The sequence below is a fragment of the Pseudomonas sp. Q1 genome, assembly GCF_009935975.1.
GTDB classification, from domain to species: domain Bacteria; phylum Pseudomonadota; class Gammaproteobacteria; order Pseudomonadales; family Pseudomonadaceae; genus Aquipseudomonas; species Aquipseudomonas palleroniana.
In genome coordinates this window covers 239,734-258,078 of sequence record NZ_QODI01000006.1, presented here as the reverse complement: position 1 = coordinate 258,078, position 18,345 = coordinate 239,734, and the positions used below count along the sequence as shown (strand labels likewise).

The 18,345-nt window shown below is 61.3% G+C and carries 17 protein-coding genes; 8 read left to right on the top strand and 9 right to left on the bottom strand.

Annotated elements, in window-relative coordinates; all coding sequences use genetic code 11:
- Window positions 1–295: 295 nt before the first annotated feature.
- The 6 genes from DK870_RS11965 to bioB all read right to left on the bottom strand — a co-directional run bounded on the left by DK870_RS11965 (window position 296) and on the right by bioB (window position 5,216).
- Entirely contained in the window at window positions 296–577 is a 282-nt protein-coding gene (locus DK870_RS11965; RefSeq protein ID WP_161548712.1) for a pyrroloquinoline quinone biosynthesis protein PqqE, read from the bottom strand.
- A gap of 105 nt (window positions 578–682) precedes the next feature.
- On the bottom strand, window positions 683–1,363 hold the full coding sequence (gene bioD, locus DK870_RS11960; RefSeq protein WP_161548711.1) for a dethiobiotin synthase: 681 nt from the start codon (window positions 1,361–1,363) through the stop codon (window positions 683–685).
- Window positions 1,360–2,172 (bottom strand): malonyl-ACP O-methyltransferase BioC, encoded by an 813-nt coding sequence (bioC, locus tag DK870_RS11955; protein ID WP_090368398.1) that lies wholly within the window; start codon window positions 2,170–2,172, stop codon window positions 1,360–1,362. The genes bioD and bioC overlap by 4 nt, the downstream gene beginning before the upstream one ends.
- Complete coding sequence (locus DK870_RS11950) at window positions 2,165–2,896, bottom strand: alpha/beta fold hydrolase (protein WP_090368396.1); 732 nt, start codon at window positions 2,894–2,896, stop codon at window positions 2,165–2,167. Before DK870_RS11950 ends, bioC begins: the two co-directional genes overlap by 8 nt.
- Entirely contained in the window at window positions 2,889–4,070 is a 1,182-nt protein-coding gene (gene bioF, locus DK870_RS11945; RefSeq protein ID WP_161548710.1) for an 8-amino-7-oxononanoate synthase, read from the bottom strand. The genes DK870_RS11950 and bioF overlap by 8 nt, the downstream gene beginning before the upstream one ends.
- A gap of 90 nt (window positions 4,071–4,160) precedes the next feature.
- Window positions 4,161–5,216, bottom strand: coding sequence for a biotin synthase BioB (gene bioB / locus DK870_RS11940; protein WP_060753333.1), 1,056 nt, complete (start codon window positions 5,214–5,216; stop codon window positions 4,161–4,163).
- Window positions 5,217–5,308: 92 nt separating this feature from the next.
- Here bioB and DK870_RS11935 point away from each other — a divergent pair, with 92 nt between their 5' ends.
- The 5 genes from DK870_RS11935 to rarD all read left to right on the top strand — a co-directional run bounded on the left by DK870_RS11935 (window position 5,309) and on the right by rarD (window position 10,986).
- Window positions 5,309–6,046 (top strand): ComF family protein, encoded by a 738-nt coding sequence (locus DK870_RS11935; RefSeq protein WP_161548709.1) that lies wholly within the window; start codon window positions 5,309–5,311, stop codon window positions 6,044–6,046.
- Window positions 6,047–6,103: 57 nt separating this feature from the next.
- Window positions 6,104–6,868 carry a TOBE domain-containing protein gene (locus DK870_RS11930; protein WP_161548708.1) on the top strand — a complete coding sequence of 255 codons (765 nt, stop codon included), beginning with the start codon at window positions 6,104–6,106 and terminating at the stop codon, window positions 6,866–6,868.
- A gap of 81 nt (window positions 6,869–6,949) precedes the next feature.
- Window positions 6,950–8,848, top strand: a complete 1,899-nt coding sequence (locus DK870_RS11925) for a PhoX family phosphatase (RefSeq protein WP_161548707.1) — start codon at window positions 6,950–6,952, stop codon at window positions 8,846–8,848.
- A gap of 165 nt (window positions 8,849–9,013) precedes the next feature.
- Window positions 9,014–9,988: a serine/threonine protein kinase gene (locus DK870_RS11920; protein WP_161548706.1), complete on the top strand. Its 975-nt coding sequence runs from the start codon at window positions 9,014–9,016 to the stop codon at window positions 9,986–9,988.
- Between the two features lie 113 nt (window positions 9,989–10,101).
- Window positions 10,102–10,986, top strand: a complete 885-nt coding sequence (gene rarD / locus DK870_RS11915; RefSeq protein ID WP_060753338.1) for an EamA family transporter RarD — start codon at window positions 10,102–10,104, stop codon at window positions 10,984–10,986.
- A gap of 223 nt (window positions 10,987–11,209) precedes the next feature.
- Here rarD and DK870_RS11910 read toward each other — a convergent pair whose 3' ends face one another.
- Window positions 11,210–11,722 (bottom strand): glycine cleavage system protein R, encoded by a 513-nt coding sequence (locus DK870_RS11910; RefSeq protein ID WP_060753339.1) that lies wholly within the window; start codon window positions 11,720–11,722, stop codon window positions 11,210–11,212.
- Between the two features lie 267 nt (window positions 11,723–11,989).
- Here DK870_RS11910 and DK870_RS11905 point away from each other — a divergent pair, with 267 nt between their 5' ends.
- Complete coding sequence (locus DK870_RS11905; RefSeq protein WP_161548705.1) at window positions 11,990–14,167, top strand: malate synthase G; 2,178 nt, start codon at window positions 11,990–11,992, stop codon at window positions 14,165–14,167.
- Between the two features lie 55 nt (window positions 14,168–14,222).
- Here the strand turns inward: DK870_RS11905 and DK870_RS11900 are convergent, their stop codons facing one another.
- Both DK870_RS11900 and DK870_RS11895 read right to left on the bottom strand, forming a co-directional pair.
- Window positions 14,223–14,660: a hypothetical protein gene (locus DK870_RS11900; protein WP_060753341.1), complete on the bottom strand. Its 438-nt coding sequence runs from the start codon at window positions 14,658–14,660 to the stop codon at window positions 14,223–14,225.
- Between the two features lie 126 nt (window positions 14,661–14,786).
- The gene (locus tag DK870_RS11895) at window positions 14,787–15,233 is read right to left on the bottom strand and encodes a response regulator (RefSeq protein ID WP_060753342.1); all 447 of its coding nucleotides are present in this window, start codon (window positions 15,231–15,233) and stop codon (window positions 14,787–14,789) included.
- A gap of 246 nt (window positions 15,234–15,479) precedes the next feature.
- On the opposite strand from DK870_RS11895, the gene DK870_RS11890 reads away from it, so the two are divergent.
- Both DK870_RS11890 and DK870_RS11885 read left to right on the top strand, forming a co-directional pair.
- The gene (locus DK870_RS11890) at window positions 15,480–17,402 is read left to right on the top strand and encodes a putative nucleotidyltransferase substrate binding domain-containing protein (RefSeq protein ID WP_161548704.1); all 1,923 of its coding nucleotides are present in this window, start codon (window positions 15,480–15,482) and stop codon (window positions 17,400–17,402) included.
- Entirely contained in the window at window positions 17,399–18,106 is a 708-nt protein-coding gene (locus DK870_RS11885; protein ID WP_161548703.1) for a 3'-5' exonuclease, read from the top strand. The genes DK870_RS11890 and DK870_RS11885 overlap by 4 nt, the downstream gene beginning before the upstream one ends.
- Window positions 18,107–18,345: the final 239 nt, after the last annotated feature.

The following is an 18,345-nucleotide window of genomic DNA, read 5'->3' as shown; positions in this document are numbered from 1 at the left end:
AACCGCGTGGATTTGTTGTGGCGGTCAAACAGGTGTTTGAAACATACGTTTACGACCTGGGGTTGTCAAGCATCGTCCAGGCGCCATTTGTCATGACACGCATCAACGACACGCACGTCAGGGCCTGCGGCGGGTTGCCACTGTCAAAGGAGTTTAGAAGTTCGTCAGGATGACGTAGAACAAATGTGGGAGCGGGCTTGCTCGCGAATGCAGTGTGTCAGTCAATCCATCAAAGACTGACACACCGCTTTCGCGAGCAAGCCCGCTCCCACAGGAGAGCAGATAGGCGCAAGGGTTAAGCGTAGGTGTCGATCAAGGTGCCAAGCATTTCGTCCGAAGCCTTGGCGACTTTCACGCCCAGTTCCACTTGAAACTTGCCTTGGGCCATCTCGACCATATCGCTCGCCGAGTTGGTGGGCTGGGCACGACCGTTGGCTTGCACACGGTCGCGTTGGGCGTCAGAGGGCTGGGTCGTCGCGGCGCTGGCAATGTTGCCGGCGGCCTGGTCGACACGGTTCTGCCCGGTCTGGATGGTGCTCAGTCCCGAATAAAACGCGCTGCTTCCAGAGATTTCCATGGCGTAAGCCTGCCTTTAGAGAATCATGAAGATGAATTGAAGCAGACATTCCGGCAAAAGGCCCGTCAAAAACACTAATGGCCTATTGCCCTGTTATAGCCAAAATCAGTCAAGCAGATCCAGTTCCAGGTGCGCGGCAACCGCTTCGGCCCCGGCCTGCTTGAGTCTCGGCACTCGCCCCAGGCACGGCGCCGGCAAGCGTTCAGCCAGGGTGGCAAGGTTCTCTTCCAGACGAGAGGTCTTGGGATCGATGATATTCGCCACCCACCCCGCCAGCGGCAACCCATCGCGGGCAATGGCCTCGGCGGTGAGCAAGGCATGGCTGATGCAGCCCAGACGCACACCCACCACCAGGATCACCGGCAACTTCAGCGCCATGGCCAAATCCGATAGGTTGGCTTGATCGGCCAAGGGCACCCGCCAGCCACCCGCGCCTTCGATCAAGGTGAAATCCGCCTGCAGCGCCAGTATGTGCTGCATCGGTTGCAACAGCGACTGCACCGTCAGCGCAACACCGGCCTCCCGCGCCGCCAGATGGGGCGCGATGGCCGGCTCGAATGCCACCGGGTTGACCTCGGCATAGGTCAACGGCAACGAGCATTCAGCCAACAGCGCCAGGGCGTCGCTATTGCGCAGCCCTTTGGGCGTGATCTGGCAACCCGAGGCGACCGGCTTTGCCGCAGCGGTGCTTTTACCCGCGAGGCGGGCGGCATGCAAAAGGCCCGCGGCAATGGTGGTCTTGCCCACATCCGTGTCGGTACCGGCGATGAAGTAAGCGGCGTTCATAGAGGTTTCTCCAGCACGGCGTACACCACTTGATACGTGGCAGGCAGGCCCTGGGCCTGACGGAACTGCTCGTAAGCGTTCACCAGTGCAGCAATCCGCGCGCGGCCCGTCAACCCTCCCGGGCGGCCCGGGTTGAGGTTGTGCGCGCCCAACGCTTTGAGTTCGTGGGTCAGGCTGCGTACGTCCGGGTAGTGCAGCACATGGGGTTGGCGCTCCAGGCTGACGACGCGCAGGCCGCTGGCGGCGCAGAGCTGTTGATACGTCTCGAAGGCACGGAAACGGTTGACGTGCACCAGGCCATCCGCCGCTCGCCAGCTTTCGCGCAACTCATGCAATGTGCCCACACACAAGCTCGCGAATGCCAGCACGCCGCCGGGTTGCAGCACGCGACGGGCCTCGCTGAGCACCGCGTCGAAATTTGCACACCACTGCACCGCCAGGCTGGAATAGATCAGCCCCAGGCTCTGAGCTTTAAGCGGCAAGCGCTCGGCATCCCCGGCAATGAAATACCCCGCGCCGCCCAAGGGCCTGGCGTGATTGAGCATACCTTCGGCGATATCCAGCGCCACGCCCTGGCTGTCGGGCAACCGCTCAGCCAACACACGGCTGAAAAAACCGGTGCCACAACCCATGTCCAGCCAGCGCTGTGGCGTTAGGGCCAGCGGAAGGCGAGCCAACAACGCGGTGCCCACCGCACGCTGCAACTCGGCCACGCTGTCGTAACTGGCGGCTGCGCGGGAAAACGACGCGGCCACTTGGCGCTTGTCCGGCAAGCCACCCGGCAGAGGGGGCAGGGATAAATCAGTCATCAACGCACTCATGCAAAAAAGCCTGGATGGCCCCCGCAACACCGTGAGGGTCTTCCAGAAGAAAAGCGTGGCCGGCCTGTTCAATCAGGCCGATTTCAACATCGGGCAGCAAGGCCAATAGATCACCGGCCGCTTCGGCCGGTACCAGCCCGTCCAGGCCGGCAAACAGGTGTAACTGCGGACCGCGAAAGGCCTGCAAAGCGGCGCGGGTATCAAGCCGGGCGAGCAGTTCAAGACCGGGCATCAACACGCTGGAAGGTGTATGCGGCGCGCCGCTGACCAACAAACGCGACAACCCGCGCGGGTCTTCGGCGCCCTTGGCGCACAACAGGCCGAAGCGTTTGAGGGTGACTTGGGAGTCGGCATGGCAACCGGCGAGGAACGCATCGAAGGTTTCGCCGGGCATCGCGCTCGGCCAGCCGGCATGGGCGACAAAACACGGGTTGCTCGCCAACGTCAGCAAACCACAGCAGCGCTCACCGCGCCGCGCCGCCAATTCGGACGCCAGCATGCCGCCCAGGGACCAACCGCCCAGCCAGGCGTTGTCCGCCAGCGTGGCGTCGAGTTCGTCGAGCCAGTCATCCAGCTCGCTGGAGTCCAGTACCGGCAACGGTTCGATCTGCACCTGCAGGTGTTCGTCGAGGCCCTGCAAAGCGGCGGCCAGAGGCTCCAGCGGTGACACGCCGAGGCCCCAACCGGGCAGCAATATCAGTCGATCACGCATGGTCGGGCTCCGTGGCGCCTAACAAGCGGAAACACTCTTCCAATGCCGTTAACAATAGCTGCACCTGGGCCTCGCTGTGGGCCGCCGTCAATGTGACGCGTAAACGCGCACTGCCGACCGGCACGGTGGGTGGGCGGATCGCGGTGACCATCAAGCCGCGCTCGCGCAACATCTGCGACAGGCGCATGGCCTTGGCGCTGTCGCCGATCAGGATTGGTTGGATCGGCGTGAAGCTGTCCATCAACGCCAGGCCGATCTGCTCGGCGCCCTGACGGAACTGGCGGATCAAGCCGTTGAGGTGCTCACGCAGCCAATGTTCGGTGCGCAGCAGCTCGAGGCTTTTCAAGGTGGCGCAAGCCAGGGCCGGCGGTTGGCTGGTGGTGTAGATGTACGGGCGGGCGAATTGGATCAGGCTTTCGATCAGGTCGTCACTACCGGCCACAAAAGCCCCGGCAGTGCCGAACGCCTTGCCCAGGGTGCCCACCAACACCGGCACGTCTGCCTGGCTCAAGCCAAAATGCTCGACGATCCCACCGCCGTGGGCACCCAACGGGCCGAAGCCATGGGCGTCATCCACCATCAGCCAGGCGCCTTTGGCCTGGGTTGCACGGGCCAATGCGGGCAGGTCCGCCAGATCGCCGTCCATGCTGAACACGCCGTCGGTGACCACCAGGGTATTGCCGGTCGCCTTCTCCAAGCGCTTGGCAAGGCTATCGGCATCGTTGTGCAGGTAACGATTGAAACGCGCACCCGAGAGCAAGCCGGCATCCAGCAGCGAAGCGTGGTTGAGGCGGTCTTCCAGCACCGTATCGCCTTGCCCCACCAGCGCCGTGACCGCGCCGAGGTTGGCCATGTAGCCGGTGGTAAACAGCAAGGCCCGTGGGCGACCGGTGAGGTCGGCCAAGGCTTCTTCCAATGCATGGTGAGGTGTGGCGTGGCCAACCACCAAGTGCGAAGCGCCGCCGCCCACGCCCCAACGGGACGCTCCGGCGCGCCAGGCTTCGATCACTTGAGGGTGGTTGGCCAGGCCCAGGTAATCGTTATTGCAGAACGCCAGGAGCGGCTGGCCGTCGACCACCACTTGCGGGCCTTGGGGACTGTCCAGCAGCGGGCGTTGGCGATAGAGGTGTTCGGCACGGCGGGCAGCGAGGCGCGCGGCGAGATCGAAAGACATGCAGGCCTCGGTAGACTCAAAGACTGGAGACTGAGCGCGATCAAATGTGGGAGGGGGCTTGCTCCCTCCCACATTTGGATTGCATTTCAATCAGACGGCAGCGTTATAGAACTGTTCGCTGCTCTTTTGCTCGACCAGCGCCTGCTCGATCGCCGCCTGATGCACTTCATCGGCGTGCTCTTCGCGGGCTTCCGGCAGGATGCCCAGGCGCGAGAACAGTTGCATGTCCTTGTCGGCCTGCGGGTTGGCGGTAGTCAGCAGTTTGTCGCCGTAGAAGATCGAGTTGGCGCCGGCGAAAAACGCCAGGGCCTGCATCTGCTCGTTCATCGCCTCACGCCCGGCCGACAGCCGCACATGGGACTGCGGCATGAGGATGCGTGCCACGGCGAGCATGCGGATGAAGTCGAACGGGTCAACGTCGTCAGCGTTTTCCAACGGCGTACCGGCCACCTTCACCAGCATGTTGATCGGCACCGACTCCGGGTGCTCCGGCAGGTTGGCCAGTTGGATCAACAGGTTGGCACGGTCATCGAGGGACTCGCCCATGCCGAGGATGCCGCCCGAGCAGATCTTCATCCCCGAATCACGTACATAGGCCAGGGTTTGCAGGCGCTCGCTGTAGGTGCGGGTGGTGATGATCGAGCCGTAGAACTCCGGCGAGGTATCGAGGTTGTGGTTGTAGTAGTCAAGGCCGGCCTGGGCCAGGGCTTGGGTCTGGTCCTGGTCGAGACGACCGAGGGTCATGCAGGTTTCCAGGCCCATGGCCTTCACGCCTTTGACCATCTGCAGCACGTAGGGCATGTCTTTGGCCGACGGGTGCTTCCACGCGGCGCCCATGCAGAAGCGCGTGGAGCCGATGGCCTTGGCGCGGGCGGCCTCTTCAAGGACCTTCTGCACCTCCATCAGTTTTTCTTTTTCCAGGCCGGTGTTGTAGTGGCCCGACTGCGGACAATATTTGCAATCTTCCGGGCAGGCGCCGGTCTTGATCGACAGCAGGGTCGACACCTGCACGCGGTTGGCATCGAAATGCGCGCGGTGCACGGTCTGCGCCTGGAACAACAGGTCATTGAATGGTTGCACGAACAGTGCTTTAACTTCGGCTAAAGACCAGTCGTGACGCAGGGTGGCAGAGGTGCTGGCGCTCATGGGCGATTCCTTGATTATGCTTTGGCAAGCGCTGCGGGAAGGGCAATACCCACAGGCGCGACACGGATGCTCGGCATATTTAAGGAAGAATCATGCACTGTCAACCAGACCACAAACACCAAGTTTACATCTGGTCAAAAAACATACACACCTGTTTAATCTGCGATGAGGCGACCGAATCAGCCGATTGTGTGTGCAACGCCTGCGAAACCGAGCTGCCGTGGCTGATGGAACAGTGCAACGTGTGCGCCCTGCCGCTGTCGATGGAGGGGCTGACCTGCGGCCAATGCCAGACACATCCGCCCGCCTTTAAACAGGTGATTGCGCCCTGGACCTACGGCTTCCCGGTAGACACCTTGATCAGCCGCTTCAAGCACCAGTCGCGATGGCCACTGGGCCATATGCTTGCGCGCTTGCTGGGGCACCACGTGCAACATCGTCTCGACAACGCTGAAATCATCCGGCCCGACTGCCTGCTGCCCGTGCCGATGGCACGTCATCGCTTGCGCGAGCGCGGTTTCAATCAGGCGTTGATGCTGGCCCGCTGGCTCGGTAACGCCCTCAACCTCAGCTGCGACGAACACCTGTTGTTGCGCCCCCATGAAACCGTGGCGCAACAGGCGCTCGACGCCAAGGCGCGCAAGCGCAACCTGTTTCGCGCCTTCGCCTTGGCCGCCGACGCCCAGGTGCAAGGCCGGCATTTCGCCCTGGTGGACGACGTACTGACGACCGGCGCTACCGCGCACAGCCTCGCACAATTGTTGAGGGACGCCGGTGCGCGCCAGGTCGACGTGTACTGCCTGGCCCGCACACCCAAACCGGGCGCGTAACTTGACTCCCTGGCACCGGGGCGGCAACGTCCACTCATTCCATCGAAGTGTGTTCCCATGTCGCTACCCACCCTGCTCAGCCAACACATTGTCCGCCGTCCACAGCGCATTGCCTTGCTGGCGCATATCGCCGAGCAAGGCTCAATCACCCGCGCCGCCAAGAGCGCCGGCCTGAGTTACAAGGGCGCCTGGGACGCCATCGATGAGCTGAACAACCTGGCGCAAAAGCCGCTGGTGGAACGCAGCGTCGGTGGTAAAGGCGGCGGCGGAGCCAAGTTGACCGCCGAAGGTGAGCGCGTATTACGCCTCTACCAGCGCTTGCAGGCGCTGCAGGCCCAAGTGCTCGGCTCCGACGAGGATGCCAGTGACTTCAATCTGCTGGGACGCTTGATGCTGCGCACCAGCGCACGTAACCAATTGCATGGCCAGGTGATCGCCATTGAACAGCATGGCCGCAACGACACCATTCGCCTGCAACTGGCCGCTGGCTTGAATATTGACGCGCAAATCACTCACGACAGTACCCGGCGGCTGGAACTGGCAGTGGGTGTGGAAGTGGTCGCGTTGATCAAGGCCGGTTGGCTGGAACTGCTCGCTATCGGACAAGCTGCAACACCTGGACACAATTGCATGAGCGGCATTATCGACACGATTCTCGCCGCCGATGACGGCCCCAGCGAAGTGCGCATCACCTTGCCCAACGGCCTGGTGTTATGCGCTTTGGCGCAGCCTGCCGCGCTCGAAGCGTTGGGCGCTTCCGAGAACCAGCCCATCCAGGTGCAGTTCGCCCCGAACAATGTATTGCTGGGCACGCCGGTATAACGCGGCCGCGCCTTCAAACTGCAACAAATTCGTCACGAGGGCTCCTTAAGGTGTCTGCAAAAACCGCAGAGGGAGCCTGAAATGAGCCTGTTAGAAGAAAACCAAGCCACCGACCTGGAGCAGATGGTCGGCCTCACCCGCCGCCGCTTCATCGGTGCCGGTGCCCTCTGCGGTGCCGCGATGTTCCTGGGCGGCAACCTGCTCAGCCGCAGTGCCCTGGCCATTAACGCGACCACCGCCAGCCCGTTGCTGGGGTTTACCGGCATCGCCGCCGCCAGCAGCGACACCATCACCTTGCCGCCGGGCTACAGCGCGTCGGTGCTGATCAGTTGGGGCCAGCCGTTGCACAAGGGCGCGCCGGCTTTCGACCCTTCCGGCAACGGGACCGCCAAAGCCCAGGAGCAACAGTTCGGTGACAACAACGATGGCATGAGCCTGTTCGCCTTCCCCGGCGACAACAACCGTGCGCTCATGGCGATCAACAACGAATACACCAACTATCGCTACCTCTACGCCCACGGCGGCGCGCCGCAATCGGCTGAAGAGGTGCGCAAGGCCCAGGCCAGCGAAGGCGTTTCGGTCATCGAAGTGCGGCGCAAAGGTGACACCTGGCAGTTCGTCCAGGACTCGCGCTACAACCGCCGCATCCACGGCAATTCGCCAATCCGCCTGAGCGGCCCGGCCGCGGGTCATGCCTGGTTGCAAACCAGTGCCGACAAGTCGGGTAAAAAAGTCCTCGGTACCTTTCAGAACTGCGCCAACGGCAAGACACCGTGGGGCACTTATCTGACGTGCGAAGAGAACTTCACCGACTGCTTCGGCAGCAGCAACCCACAACAAAGCTTCGACGCCGGGCAAAAACGCTATGGCGTGGCAGCGGCCAGCAAAGACATCAACTGGCATCAGCATGACCCGCGCTTCGACATGGCCAAGAACCCCAACGAACTCAATCGTCACGGCTGGGTGGTGGAAATCGACCCGTTCGACCCGCAATCCACCCCAGTCAAGCGCACCGCCCTGGGCCGTTTCAAACACGAGAACGCGGCGCTGGCTGAAACCCGCGACGGCCGCGCCGTGGTGTACATGGGCGACGATGAGCGCGGTGAGTTCATCTACAAGTTCGTCAGCCGTGACCCGATCAACCACAACAACCCCAAGGCCAACAAAAACCTGCTCGACCACGGCACCTTATATGTGGCGATCTTCGACGCGGGCGATGGCAACGCCGACCACCCCAAGGGCAAGGGCCAATGGGTGGAGCTGACCCATGGCAAAAACGGTATTGATGCCGGCAGCGGTTTCGCCAGCCAGGCCGAGGTGCTGATCCATGCGCGCCTGGCCGCCAGCGTGGTGAAAGCCACCCGCATGGACCGCCCGGAGTGGATTGTGGTCAGCCCCACTGATGGCCAGGTCTATTGCACACTCACCAACAATGCCAAACGCGGGGAAGACGGCCAACCAGTGGGCGGGCCCAACCCACGGGAGAAAAACGTCTACGGTCAGATCCTGCGCTGGAAAGCTGATCAGGATAACCACGGCGCCCACGAATTCACCTGGGACCTGTTTGTGGTCGCCGGTAACCCAGGCGTACACGCCGGTACGCCCAAGGGCGGTTCCTCCAACATCAACCCGCAAAACATGTTCAACAGCCCCGACGGCCTGGGGTTCGACCAGGCCGGGCGCTTGTGGATCCTGACCGACGGCGACTACAGCAATGCCGGTGACTTCGCGGGCATGGGCAATAACCAGATGCTGTGTGCCGACCCGGCCACCGGAGAAATCCGCCGGTTCATGGTCGGGCCGGTGGCGTGTGAAGTCACCGGGATCAGCTTTTCGCCGGACCAGAAGACGCTGTTTGTGGGGATCCAGCATCCCGGCGAAACCGGCGGTTCGACCTGGCCGGAGCATCTGCCCAATGGCAAGCCGAGGTCTTCGGTGATGGCGATTCGGCGGGATGATGGCGGCATTATCGGCGCCTGATAGGGCCTCATCGGGGGCAAGCCCCCTCCCACAGTTGACCGCGTGTACGCCGGCAATTGTGGGCGGGGCTTGCTCCCAATAGCGATGGCACAGGCGCGCTATCTCAAGCCTGGTGCGTTACCATACCCGGCCGGACGCGGCGCCCTGCTGCGCGCAGGAGTTCGCATGGCCCACCCGTTTGAAACACTCACCCCTGACCTGGTCCTCGACGCGGTCGAGAGCATCGGTTTCCTCAGCGACGCCCGTGTGCTGGCGCTCAACAGCTACGAAAACCGCGTGTATCAGGTGGGCATCGAAGGCTCTGAGCCGCTGATCGCCAAGTTTTATCGCCCCCAGCGCTGGAGCAACGAGGCCATCCTCGAAGAGCATCGCTTCACCTTCGAACTGGCCGAGTGCGAGGTGCCGGTGGTCGCCCCATTGATCCACAACGGTGAAAGCCTGTTCGAACATGCAGGCTTCCGTTTCACCCTGTTTCCCCGGCGGGGTGGCCGCGCGCCGGAGCCGGGCAATCTCGACCAACTCTATCGTCTCGGGCAACTGCTCGGCCGTTTGCATGCCGTAGGCTCCACCCGCCCGTTCGAACACCGCGAAGCCCTGGGCGTGAAGAACTTCGGCCACGACTCCCTCACCACGCTGCTCGAAGGCAATTTCATTCCCAAAAGCCTGCTGCCGGCCTATGAGTCCGTCGCCCGCGACCTGCTCAAGCGCGTGGAAGAGGTATACAAAGCCACCCCACACACGAACATCCGCATGCACGGGGATTGCCACCCCGGCAACATGATGTGCCGCGATGAGATGTTCCATATCGTCGACCTCGACGACTGCCGCATGGGCCCGGCGGTGCAGGACCTGTGGATGATGCTCGCCGGTGACCGGCAAGAATGCCTTGGCCAACTGTCGGAACTGATGGACGGCTACCAGGAGTTCCACGACTTCGACCCACGGGAACTGGCCCTGATCGAACCCCTGCGTGCCCTGCGCCTGATGCATTACAGCGCCTGGCTCGCACGGCGCTGGGACGACCCGGCGTTCCCCCACAGCTTCCCCTGGTTTGGCAGTGAACGGTATTGGGGCGATCAGGTGCTGGCGTTGCGCGAGCAACTGGCCGCCCTCAACGAAGACCCCCTGAAACTGTTCTGACCGCCTTATGTGGGAGGGGGCTTGCCCCTCCCACATAAGCAAAGCCAATCCCATTGGCAGACAAATGTCCTTACAATCACGCCTTTGTTAGCTGCCTAAGCAAGGATTCTGCAATGCAAGCCGCCAACCCCCGCAAGGGGTACATCCTGGGCCTGAGCGCCTATGTCATCTGGGGTCTGTTCCCGCTCTACTTCAAAGCCATCGCCAGCGTCCCCGCCGCCGAAATCATCGTGCACCGTGTGTTGTGGTCGGCGCTGTTCGGTGGCTTGCTGTTGATGGTGTGGAAACACCCGGGGTGGCTGCGCGAACTGCGCGACAACCCCAAGCGCCTGGCTATCCTGGCACTCAGCGGCTCATTGATTGCGGCCAACTGGCTGACTTACGTATGGTCGGTGAACAGCGGGCGCATGCTGGAAGCGAGCCTGGGCTACTACATCAACCCGCTGGTCAATGTACTGCTGGGCATGTTGATCCTGGGCGAGCGCTTGCGCCGCCTGCAGTGGGTCGCCGTCGGGCTGGCGGCGGTGGGTGTGGCGCAACAGGTGTGGCAGGTGGGCAGTTTGCCGTGGGTGTCCTTGGCGCTGGCGCTGACCTTCGGCTTCTACGGGCTGATCCGCAAACAGGCGCCCGTCAAAGCGCTGCCTGGGCTGGTCGTAGAGACTTGGATGCTGGTCCCGATCGCCATCGCATGGCTGCTGTTCAACCCCTCGGCCCACAGCGCACAACTGGAGTTCTGGGGCACCTCCGAAGCCTGGTGGCTGGTGGCGGCCGGCCCGGTGACGCTGATCCCGCTGGTATGTTTCAACGCTGCCGCTCGGCATTTGCCCTACACCGCACTGGGCTTTTTACAGTACGTGGCACCGACTCTCGTGCTGCTGGAAGCCGTGCTGCTGTTTGGCGAACACCTGGCGTCGAGCACCCTGCTTGCCTTCGCCTTTATCTGGGCGGGGCTGGTGGTGTACAGCCTGGATGCCTGGATGAGCGTGCGCAAGCGCTGATCAAATAACGTACAAACCTCTGCAAGCCACGCAGCACGTGGCTTGCAGCCATCAACCCCAAGGTTATCCACAACCTGATCCCCGCCATTTGTGCACAAGCCCTTGAAACTGCTCGTTTTTTGCGCAGAAGGCGGAGAGCCAACGCCGGCGCGGCCTGGCGTCGAGTCTCTACAGGTTATCCACAAGCCCATGCAAGTTTTCCATGCATAACCCTGTGGGTTGATCATTCCTCGTTGTGCAATTCCACCATCAAGTCATCCGCCAAGGTTTCCAGCGACGCCTGCAAGGTATCCAGGGATAACGTCGACGGCACCTGCAACAGCGCCTCGGCCGTGAACAACGGGTCACCGCTCATGGGGGCCGGGCGTACGTCCGTGCTCAGGCTCTCCAGGTTCACGCCCTGCCGGCTCAACAACGCTGTGATCTCGCGCACGATGCCCGAGCGGTCATTGCCCACCAGGGTCATCACGATCGACTTGGACGTCGCTGCCTGCCCGCTACTGCCCTCACCCACCAGCACGCGAATGCCGTGTGTGGATAAGTCCTCCAGCGCATTGATCAGGTGCTGACGGTTTTCAGCAGGCACACTGACCCGCAGGATACCGGCGAATTGCCCGGCCATATGCGCCATTCGGCTTTCCTGCCAGCTACCGCCGTGGGTGGCGATGGTATGCGCGATGCGTTCCACGACGCCGGGTTTGTCGGCGGCGATAATTGTGAGTACAAGATGGTCCATGGCGAAGCCCTCAGGAATTCAATCTACAAGGTGGACGCAGGCGCCCTCGAAAACAAATCGTGTACCATTTTTATATTTATCTGGAACAATCCAATCGTTTTTTGAGAACATCACGTTCTCCGCTGTGACCGTACGACCAAAGTGGGTCGCTAAACGACGTATTTAGTCTAATTTTCACAACCGCAAGTCATCATGTAGTATGCAAACCCGTGCACTACATAATGAAAATCTGAAAAAGCGCATAAGCTCCGCAGAGTGAGGCAAGCAATGACTGAACACGTTCAAGTCGGTGGCCTGCAGGTCGCCAAAGTCCTGTTCGACTTCGTGAACAACGAAGCCATTCCCGGTACCGGCATCACTGCCGACCAGTTCTGGGCCGGTGCCGACAAGGTTATCCACGACCTGGCACCGAAGAACAAAGCCCTACTCGCCAAACGCGATGATTTCCAAGCGCGGATCGACACCTGGCACCAGACCCACGCCGGCCAGGCCCACGACCCGGTGGCTTACAAAGCCTTCCTGCAAGACATCGGATACCTGCTGCCAGAAGCCGCAGACTTCCAGGCCACGACCCAAAACGTCGATGACGAAATCGCCCGCATGGCCGGCCCGCAGTTGGTCGTGCCGGTGATGAACGCCCGCTTCGCCCTCAACGCCTCCAATGCGCGTTGGGGCTCGCTGTATGACGCGCTGTACGGCACCGACGCCATCAGCGAAGCCAATGGCGCCGAGAAGGGCCAGGGCTACAACAAAGTGCGGGGCGACAAGGTGATTGCCTTTGCCCGCGCGTTCCTCGACGAAGCCGCGCCGCTCTCGGCGGGCAGCCATGTCGACTCCACCGGCTACAAGATCGTCGATGGCAAGCTGATCGTCAGCCTCAAGGGCGGTAGCAACAGCGGCCTGCGCGACGACTCGCAACTCATCGGCTTCCAGGGCGACAGCGCCCAGCCGATTGCCGTACTGCTCAAACATCACGGCCTGCACTTCGAGATCCAGATCGACGCCCGCACGCCGGTCGGCCAGACCGACGCCGCCGGCGTCAAAGACGTGCTGATGGAAGCGGCGCTGACCACCATCATGGACTGCGAAGACTCCGTCGCCGCCGTCGATGCCGATGACAAAGTGGTGATCTACCGCAACTGGCTCGGCCTGATGAAGGGCGACCTGGCCGAAGAAGTGGCCAAGGGCGGCAAGACCTTCACCCGTACGATGAACCCTGACCGCGTCTATACCGGCGTGAATGGCCAGGACGTGACCCTTCATGGCCGTTCGCTGCTGTTCGTGCGCAACGTCGGCCACCTGATGACCATCGACGCGATTCTCGACAACGCCGGCAATGAAGTACCCGAAGGCATCCTCGACGGGCTGATCACCAGCCTGGCGGCGATCCACAGCCTCAACGGCAACAGCAGCCGCAAGAACAGCCGCACCGGTTCGGTCTATATCGTGAAGCCGAAGATGCACGGCCCGGAAGAAGCCGCGTTCACCAACGAGCTGTTCGGCCGCATCGAAGACGTGCTGAACCTGCCGCGCAACACCCTCAAAGTCGGGATCATGGACGAGGAGCGCCGCACCACGGTCAACCTCAAGGCCTGCATCAAGGCGGCCAGCGAGCGCGTGGTATTCATCAACACCGGCTTCCTCGACCGCACCGGCGACGAGATCCACACCTCCATGGAAGCCGGCGCGATGGTGCGCAAGGCGGCCATGAAGGCGGAAAAATGGATCGGCGCCTATGAGAACTGGAACGTCGATATCGGCCTGAGCACCGGCCTTCAAGGGCGTGCGCAGATCGGTAAAGGCATGTGGGCGATGCCCGACCTGATGGCGGCGATGATCGAACAGAAAATCGCCCACCCACTGGCCGGCGCCAACACCGCCTGGGTGCCGTCGCCGACGGCGGCGGCGCTGCACGCGCTGCACTATCACAAGGTTGATGTGTTCGCACGCCAGGCCGAACTGGCCAAGCGCGAGCGCGCTTCGGTGGACGATATCCTGACCATTCCTCTGGCGACCAACACCGATTGGTCCGACGAAGAAATCCGCAACGAGCTGGACAACAACGCCCAGGGCATCCTGGGTTATGTAGTCCGCTGGATCGACCAGGGCGTCGGTTGTTCGAAAGTGCCGGACATCAACGATGTGGGCCTGATGGAAGACCGCGCCACCCTGCGTATCTCCAGCCAGCACATCGCCAACTGGTTGCGCCATGGCATCGTCAATGAAGCCCAGGTGCTGGAAAGCCTCAAGCGCATGGCGCCGGTGGTCGACCGCCAGAACGCCGGGGATGCGCTGTACCGCCCACTGGCGCCGGACTTCGACAGCAACATCGCGTTCCAGGCGGCGGTGGAGTTGGTGATTGAAGGGACCAAACAACCGAATGGCTATACCGAGCCGGTGTTGCACCGCAGGCGTCGGGAGTTCAAGGCTAAAAACGCTCTTTAAACGCAGAAAAAAACCCTGGTCGAAATACCAGGGTTTTTTATCACCTGTGGAAAGTTCAGAAGTCATGGAGCAAGTAAGTACAGTTAACGACCGCATTGCCGTTACTTCCGCTACACGCCGCATTCATCAGCATTCCTTGGTGAAGGAAGCTGCCATCTGCCTGGTTTTCAACATTGACGACCAAGGTACCCGAACCAGAGGAAAAATAACTAAATCCGTCTGAGTCTACATACTCAAATTGTGGTAAAGCAGCCACATCAAATTGATGCAGCCCATCAAGTAACTCTTGGCCATAGGACCAATGAAGACGCTCCCGACTGGGCAAAAATCCCCTGTAGATTGAAGTATTACTCTTCGAGCCACTGACAATTTTTGCTCTAAAGAAATCCGCCTTATGGTCTTTAAGAACCAACACATGGGCATCACTTTCAACGAGCTTAGTTTTAGTGGTTTGCCATTCTGCTTTGTCGAAACCAACTTTCGGAAAAGTCATGGGTAGCTCCTGTTTACCAGGTAACGGGGCATTGTGATCAACCCCTACCAAACCAGTACACACGTCTTGAGCACACCCATCTACTGTCAAAATTGACAGTGGCAAAGCTATTCAGACCAACGGCCTCTACTGCACCATCCCCAACTCCCGCTTCACCATCTTCGCCAACTTCACGCTATCGATCGGCTTGAGCAAAAAGTCCACCACGCTCAAATGCATGGCGTCGATCACGTCGGGAGCTTCCGCGTCCCCTGACATGATGATGATGGGCAATGCCGCCCGGGATGATTCGCGCACCTGGCGGATCAGTTCCAGGCCACTGCTGGGCGTCATGCGCAAATCGGTAATCAGCAAGCCGATGGAGGTGTTGGAGTTCAGCAGATTCCACGCCGCCTCACCGCTCTCGGCGGTCATGCAGCGAATACCGTCCAGACCCAGGATTTGCGCCAGCAGCTCACGCGCGTCCTTGTCGTCGTCAACAATCAGCACACGTTGCGGCGGTAAATCAGGTTCCAGCATCACGGCGCTCAGCGCCTCGCGCTCCGCATCGCTCAAAATATCGTTGTCGGTCATACATTTCTCAGCAGTTCTCATCACTCTTTCAGCACACTCGTCAGACATCTGCCGAAAGGTGAACAATGTGCACTTCGTCGGAAAGTTTGCCTAGTGGGTGTTCTACGGGTTTTGCACCATAGCCTTGTAAGGTTTTTCCCTAGTCATGCATCGTTCAACCGCTACCTAGACTTACGTCCAATGGGCACCCACGGCACGGGAGTTGACCATGAAGGACGATAACGACAAAAAACTGCGGTCACTGTTATGAGTAAAGCTGATGCTTTCACGCAGGCGGGAAAAACCGCCGTGTTGCAGAACATCCACGGCACCCTGCAATTCCTGCAACGCTTCCCCCCGTTCAACCAGATGGAAAATGCCCATTTGGCGTTTCTGGTTGAACAATGCCAAATGCGCTTCTATGCCCCCGGCGACAGCATCCTCAAACCGTCGGGCGGCCCGGTCGAGCACTTCTATATCGTCAAGCAAGGCCGCGTCGTCGGCGAGCGACCGGACAGCACCGAAACCACCTTCGAAATCACCACGGGCGAATGCTTCCCCCTCGCCGCCTTGCTCGGCGAACGGGCCACCCGCACCGAACACAAGGCCGCCGAAGACACCTTCTGCCTGCAATTGAACAAGCCGGCCTTTATCAAGCTGTTCGCGCTTTCCAGCCCGTTTCGCGACTTTTCCCTGCGTGGGGTCAGTAGCCTGCTGGACCAGGTCAATCAACAAGTCCAGCAAAAAGCCGTGGAAACCCTCGGCACTCAATATTCGCTGAACACCCGTCTTGGCGAGTTGGCCATGCGCCACCCGGTCACCTGTCAACCCGGCACGCCGCTACGCGAGGCGGTGACGCTGATGCACGAGCAGCAGGTGGGCAGCATTGTGATCGTGGATGAGCATAAAGCGCCCCTGGGGATTTTTACCCTGCGCGACCTGCGCCAGGTGGTGGCCGACGGCACCAGCGACTTCAACCAGGCCATCGAAGGGCATATGACCCAGGCGCCGTTCTTCTTGACCCCGGACCACAGCGCCTTTGACGCCGCCATCGCCATGACCGAGCGGCATATCGCCCATGTGTGCCTGGTCAAAGACCAGCGCCTGTGTGGCGTGGTGTCCGAGCGCGACCTGTTTTCCTTGCAACGGGTCGACCTGGTGCACCTGGCCCGCACCATCCGCAATGCGCCCCGCGTGGAAAACCTGGTGGCGATTCGCGGCGAAATCGGCCAACTGGTCGAACGCATGCTGGCCCACGGCGCCTCGTCTACGCAGATCACCCACATCATTACCCTGCTTAACGATCACACCGTGTGCCGGGTGATCGAGCTGACGCTTGCCGAAAAAGGCGACCCCGGCGTGCCATTCAGCTGGTTGTGTTTCGGCAGCGAAGGCCGCCGTGAACAAACCCTGTTCACCGACCAGGACAACGGTATTTTGTTCGACGCCAAGGACGCCGCCGAAGCCGCGTCGATCCGGGCGCGGTTACTGCCCCTGGCGCAGCAGATCAACCAGAGCCTGGCGTTGTGCGGCTTCAGCCTGTGCAAGGGCAATATCATGGCGGGCAACCCCGAGCTGTGCCTGTCACGGGCCGAATGGGCGCGACGCTTTGCAGCGTTCATACGCGAGGCGACGCCGGAGAATCTGCTGGGGTCGAGCATCTATTTCGATCTGCGGGTAGTCTGGGGCGATGAGCGCGGTTGCGAACAATTGCGCCAGGGCATCCTGGATCAGGTTGCGGATAACCGGCTGTTCCAACGCATGCTGGCCGAGAACGCCCTGCGCCAGCGCCCGCCAGTCGGGCGTTTCCGAGAGTTTGTGCTGACGCGCAAAGGCGGCGAAAAGGCCACGCTCGATCTCAAGGTGCAAGGCCTGACCCCCTTTGTCGATGGTGCGCGCCTGCTGGCCCTGACCAATGGCATCCACGCCAACAACACTCTGGAGCGCCTGCGCCAGTTGGTGCTCAAGGAAGTCATCGACGCGCTGGACGGTGCCGCCTATGAAGAGGCCTATCACTTTATCCAGCAAACCCGCATGCAGCAGCACCAACTGCAAACCCGCGAGAACCAGCCCTATTCCAACCGCGTCGACCCCGACAGCCTCAACCACCTGGACCGGCGCATCCTGCGTGAGTCCCTGCGTCAGGCGCAACGCCTGCAAAGCAGCCTGACCTTGCGGTATCAGCTGTGAGCTGGCTCGGTTGGCTACGCCCGAAAAAGCCCGGGCTCGACGCGGCACAACAACAGCGCCTGGACCAACTGCCCAAAGCCGTGGAGCTGGGCGACGGCCCCTTGCGCAGCCAGCGTTGGGTGGTGGTGGACCTGGAAACCAGCGGCCTGAACCTCAACCGTGACCAAGTCCTGTCCATCGGCGCCGTGGTGATCGAGGACGGCGCGATAGACTTCTCACAACTGTTCGAGCGTACCCTGCAACGCAGCGCAACCAAACTCAGCCCCAGCGTGCTGATCCATGGCCTGGGGCCCAGTGCGATCGCCGCCGGCAGCGACCCGGTCGACGCCCTGCTGGATTTTATGGATTTCGTCGGCGACAGCCCCCTGCTGGCGTTCCACGCCCCCTTCGATCAACACATGCTGTGCCGGGCACTCAAGGACAGCCTGGGGTATCGCCTGGCTCACCCGTTTCTCGACGTCGCCGACATCGCCCCGCTGCTGTGCCCCGAGGCGAATATTCGCGAAGCCGGGCTCGACGACTGGATCAACCACTTTCACCTTCAGGTCGGCGAGCGCCATCACGCCAGCGCCGATGCCTTGGCCACGGCGGAACTGATGCTCATCCTGTTCAGCCGCGCACGCCAGCAACACCTCGACTCCCCCCAGCAATTGCAAGAACGCTTGAGCCAATGGAAACGGCGTAAACAATCTCCCTCCCTCTAAACGCAACCAACCTCGTAGTGAGCGGGCTTGCCTCGCGCTGGGGGGCAAAGCCGCCCCAAAAACCAGGCACCTGAGGTATTTCTGGAAGAACGCGTTGGCCGGATTAGGGCGGCTTCGCCCCCCAGCGCGGGGCAAGCCCGCTCACTACAACCGCCAGCGCTGGCATTCGGTCTCGACCCGACAGACGCCAATTGCGCCCATCCGACGCCTCTGACACAATCGCGAATAATTCTCGTTAG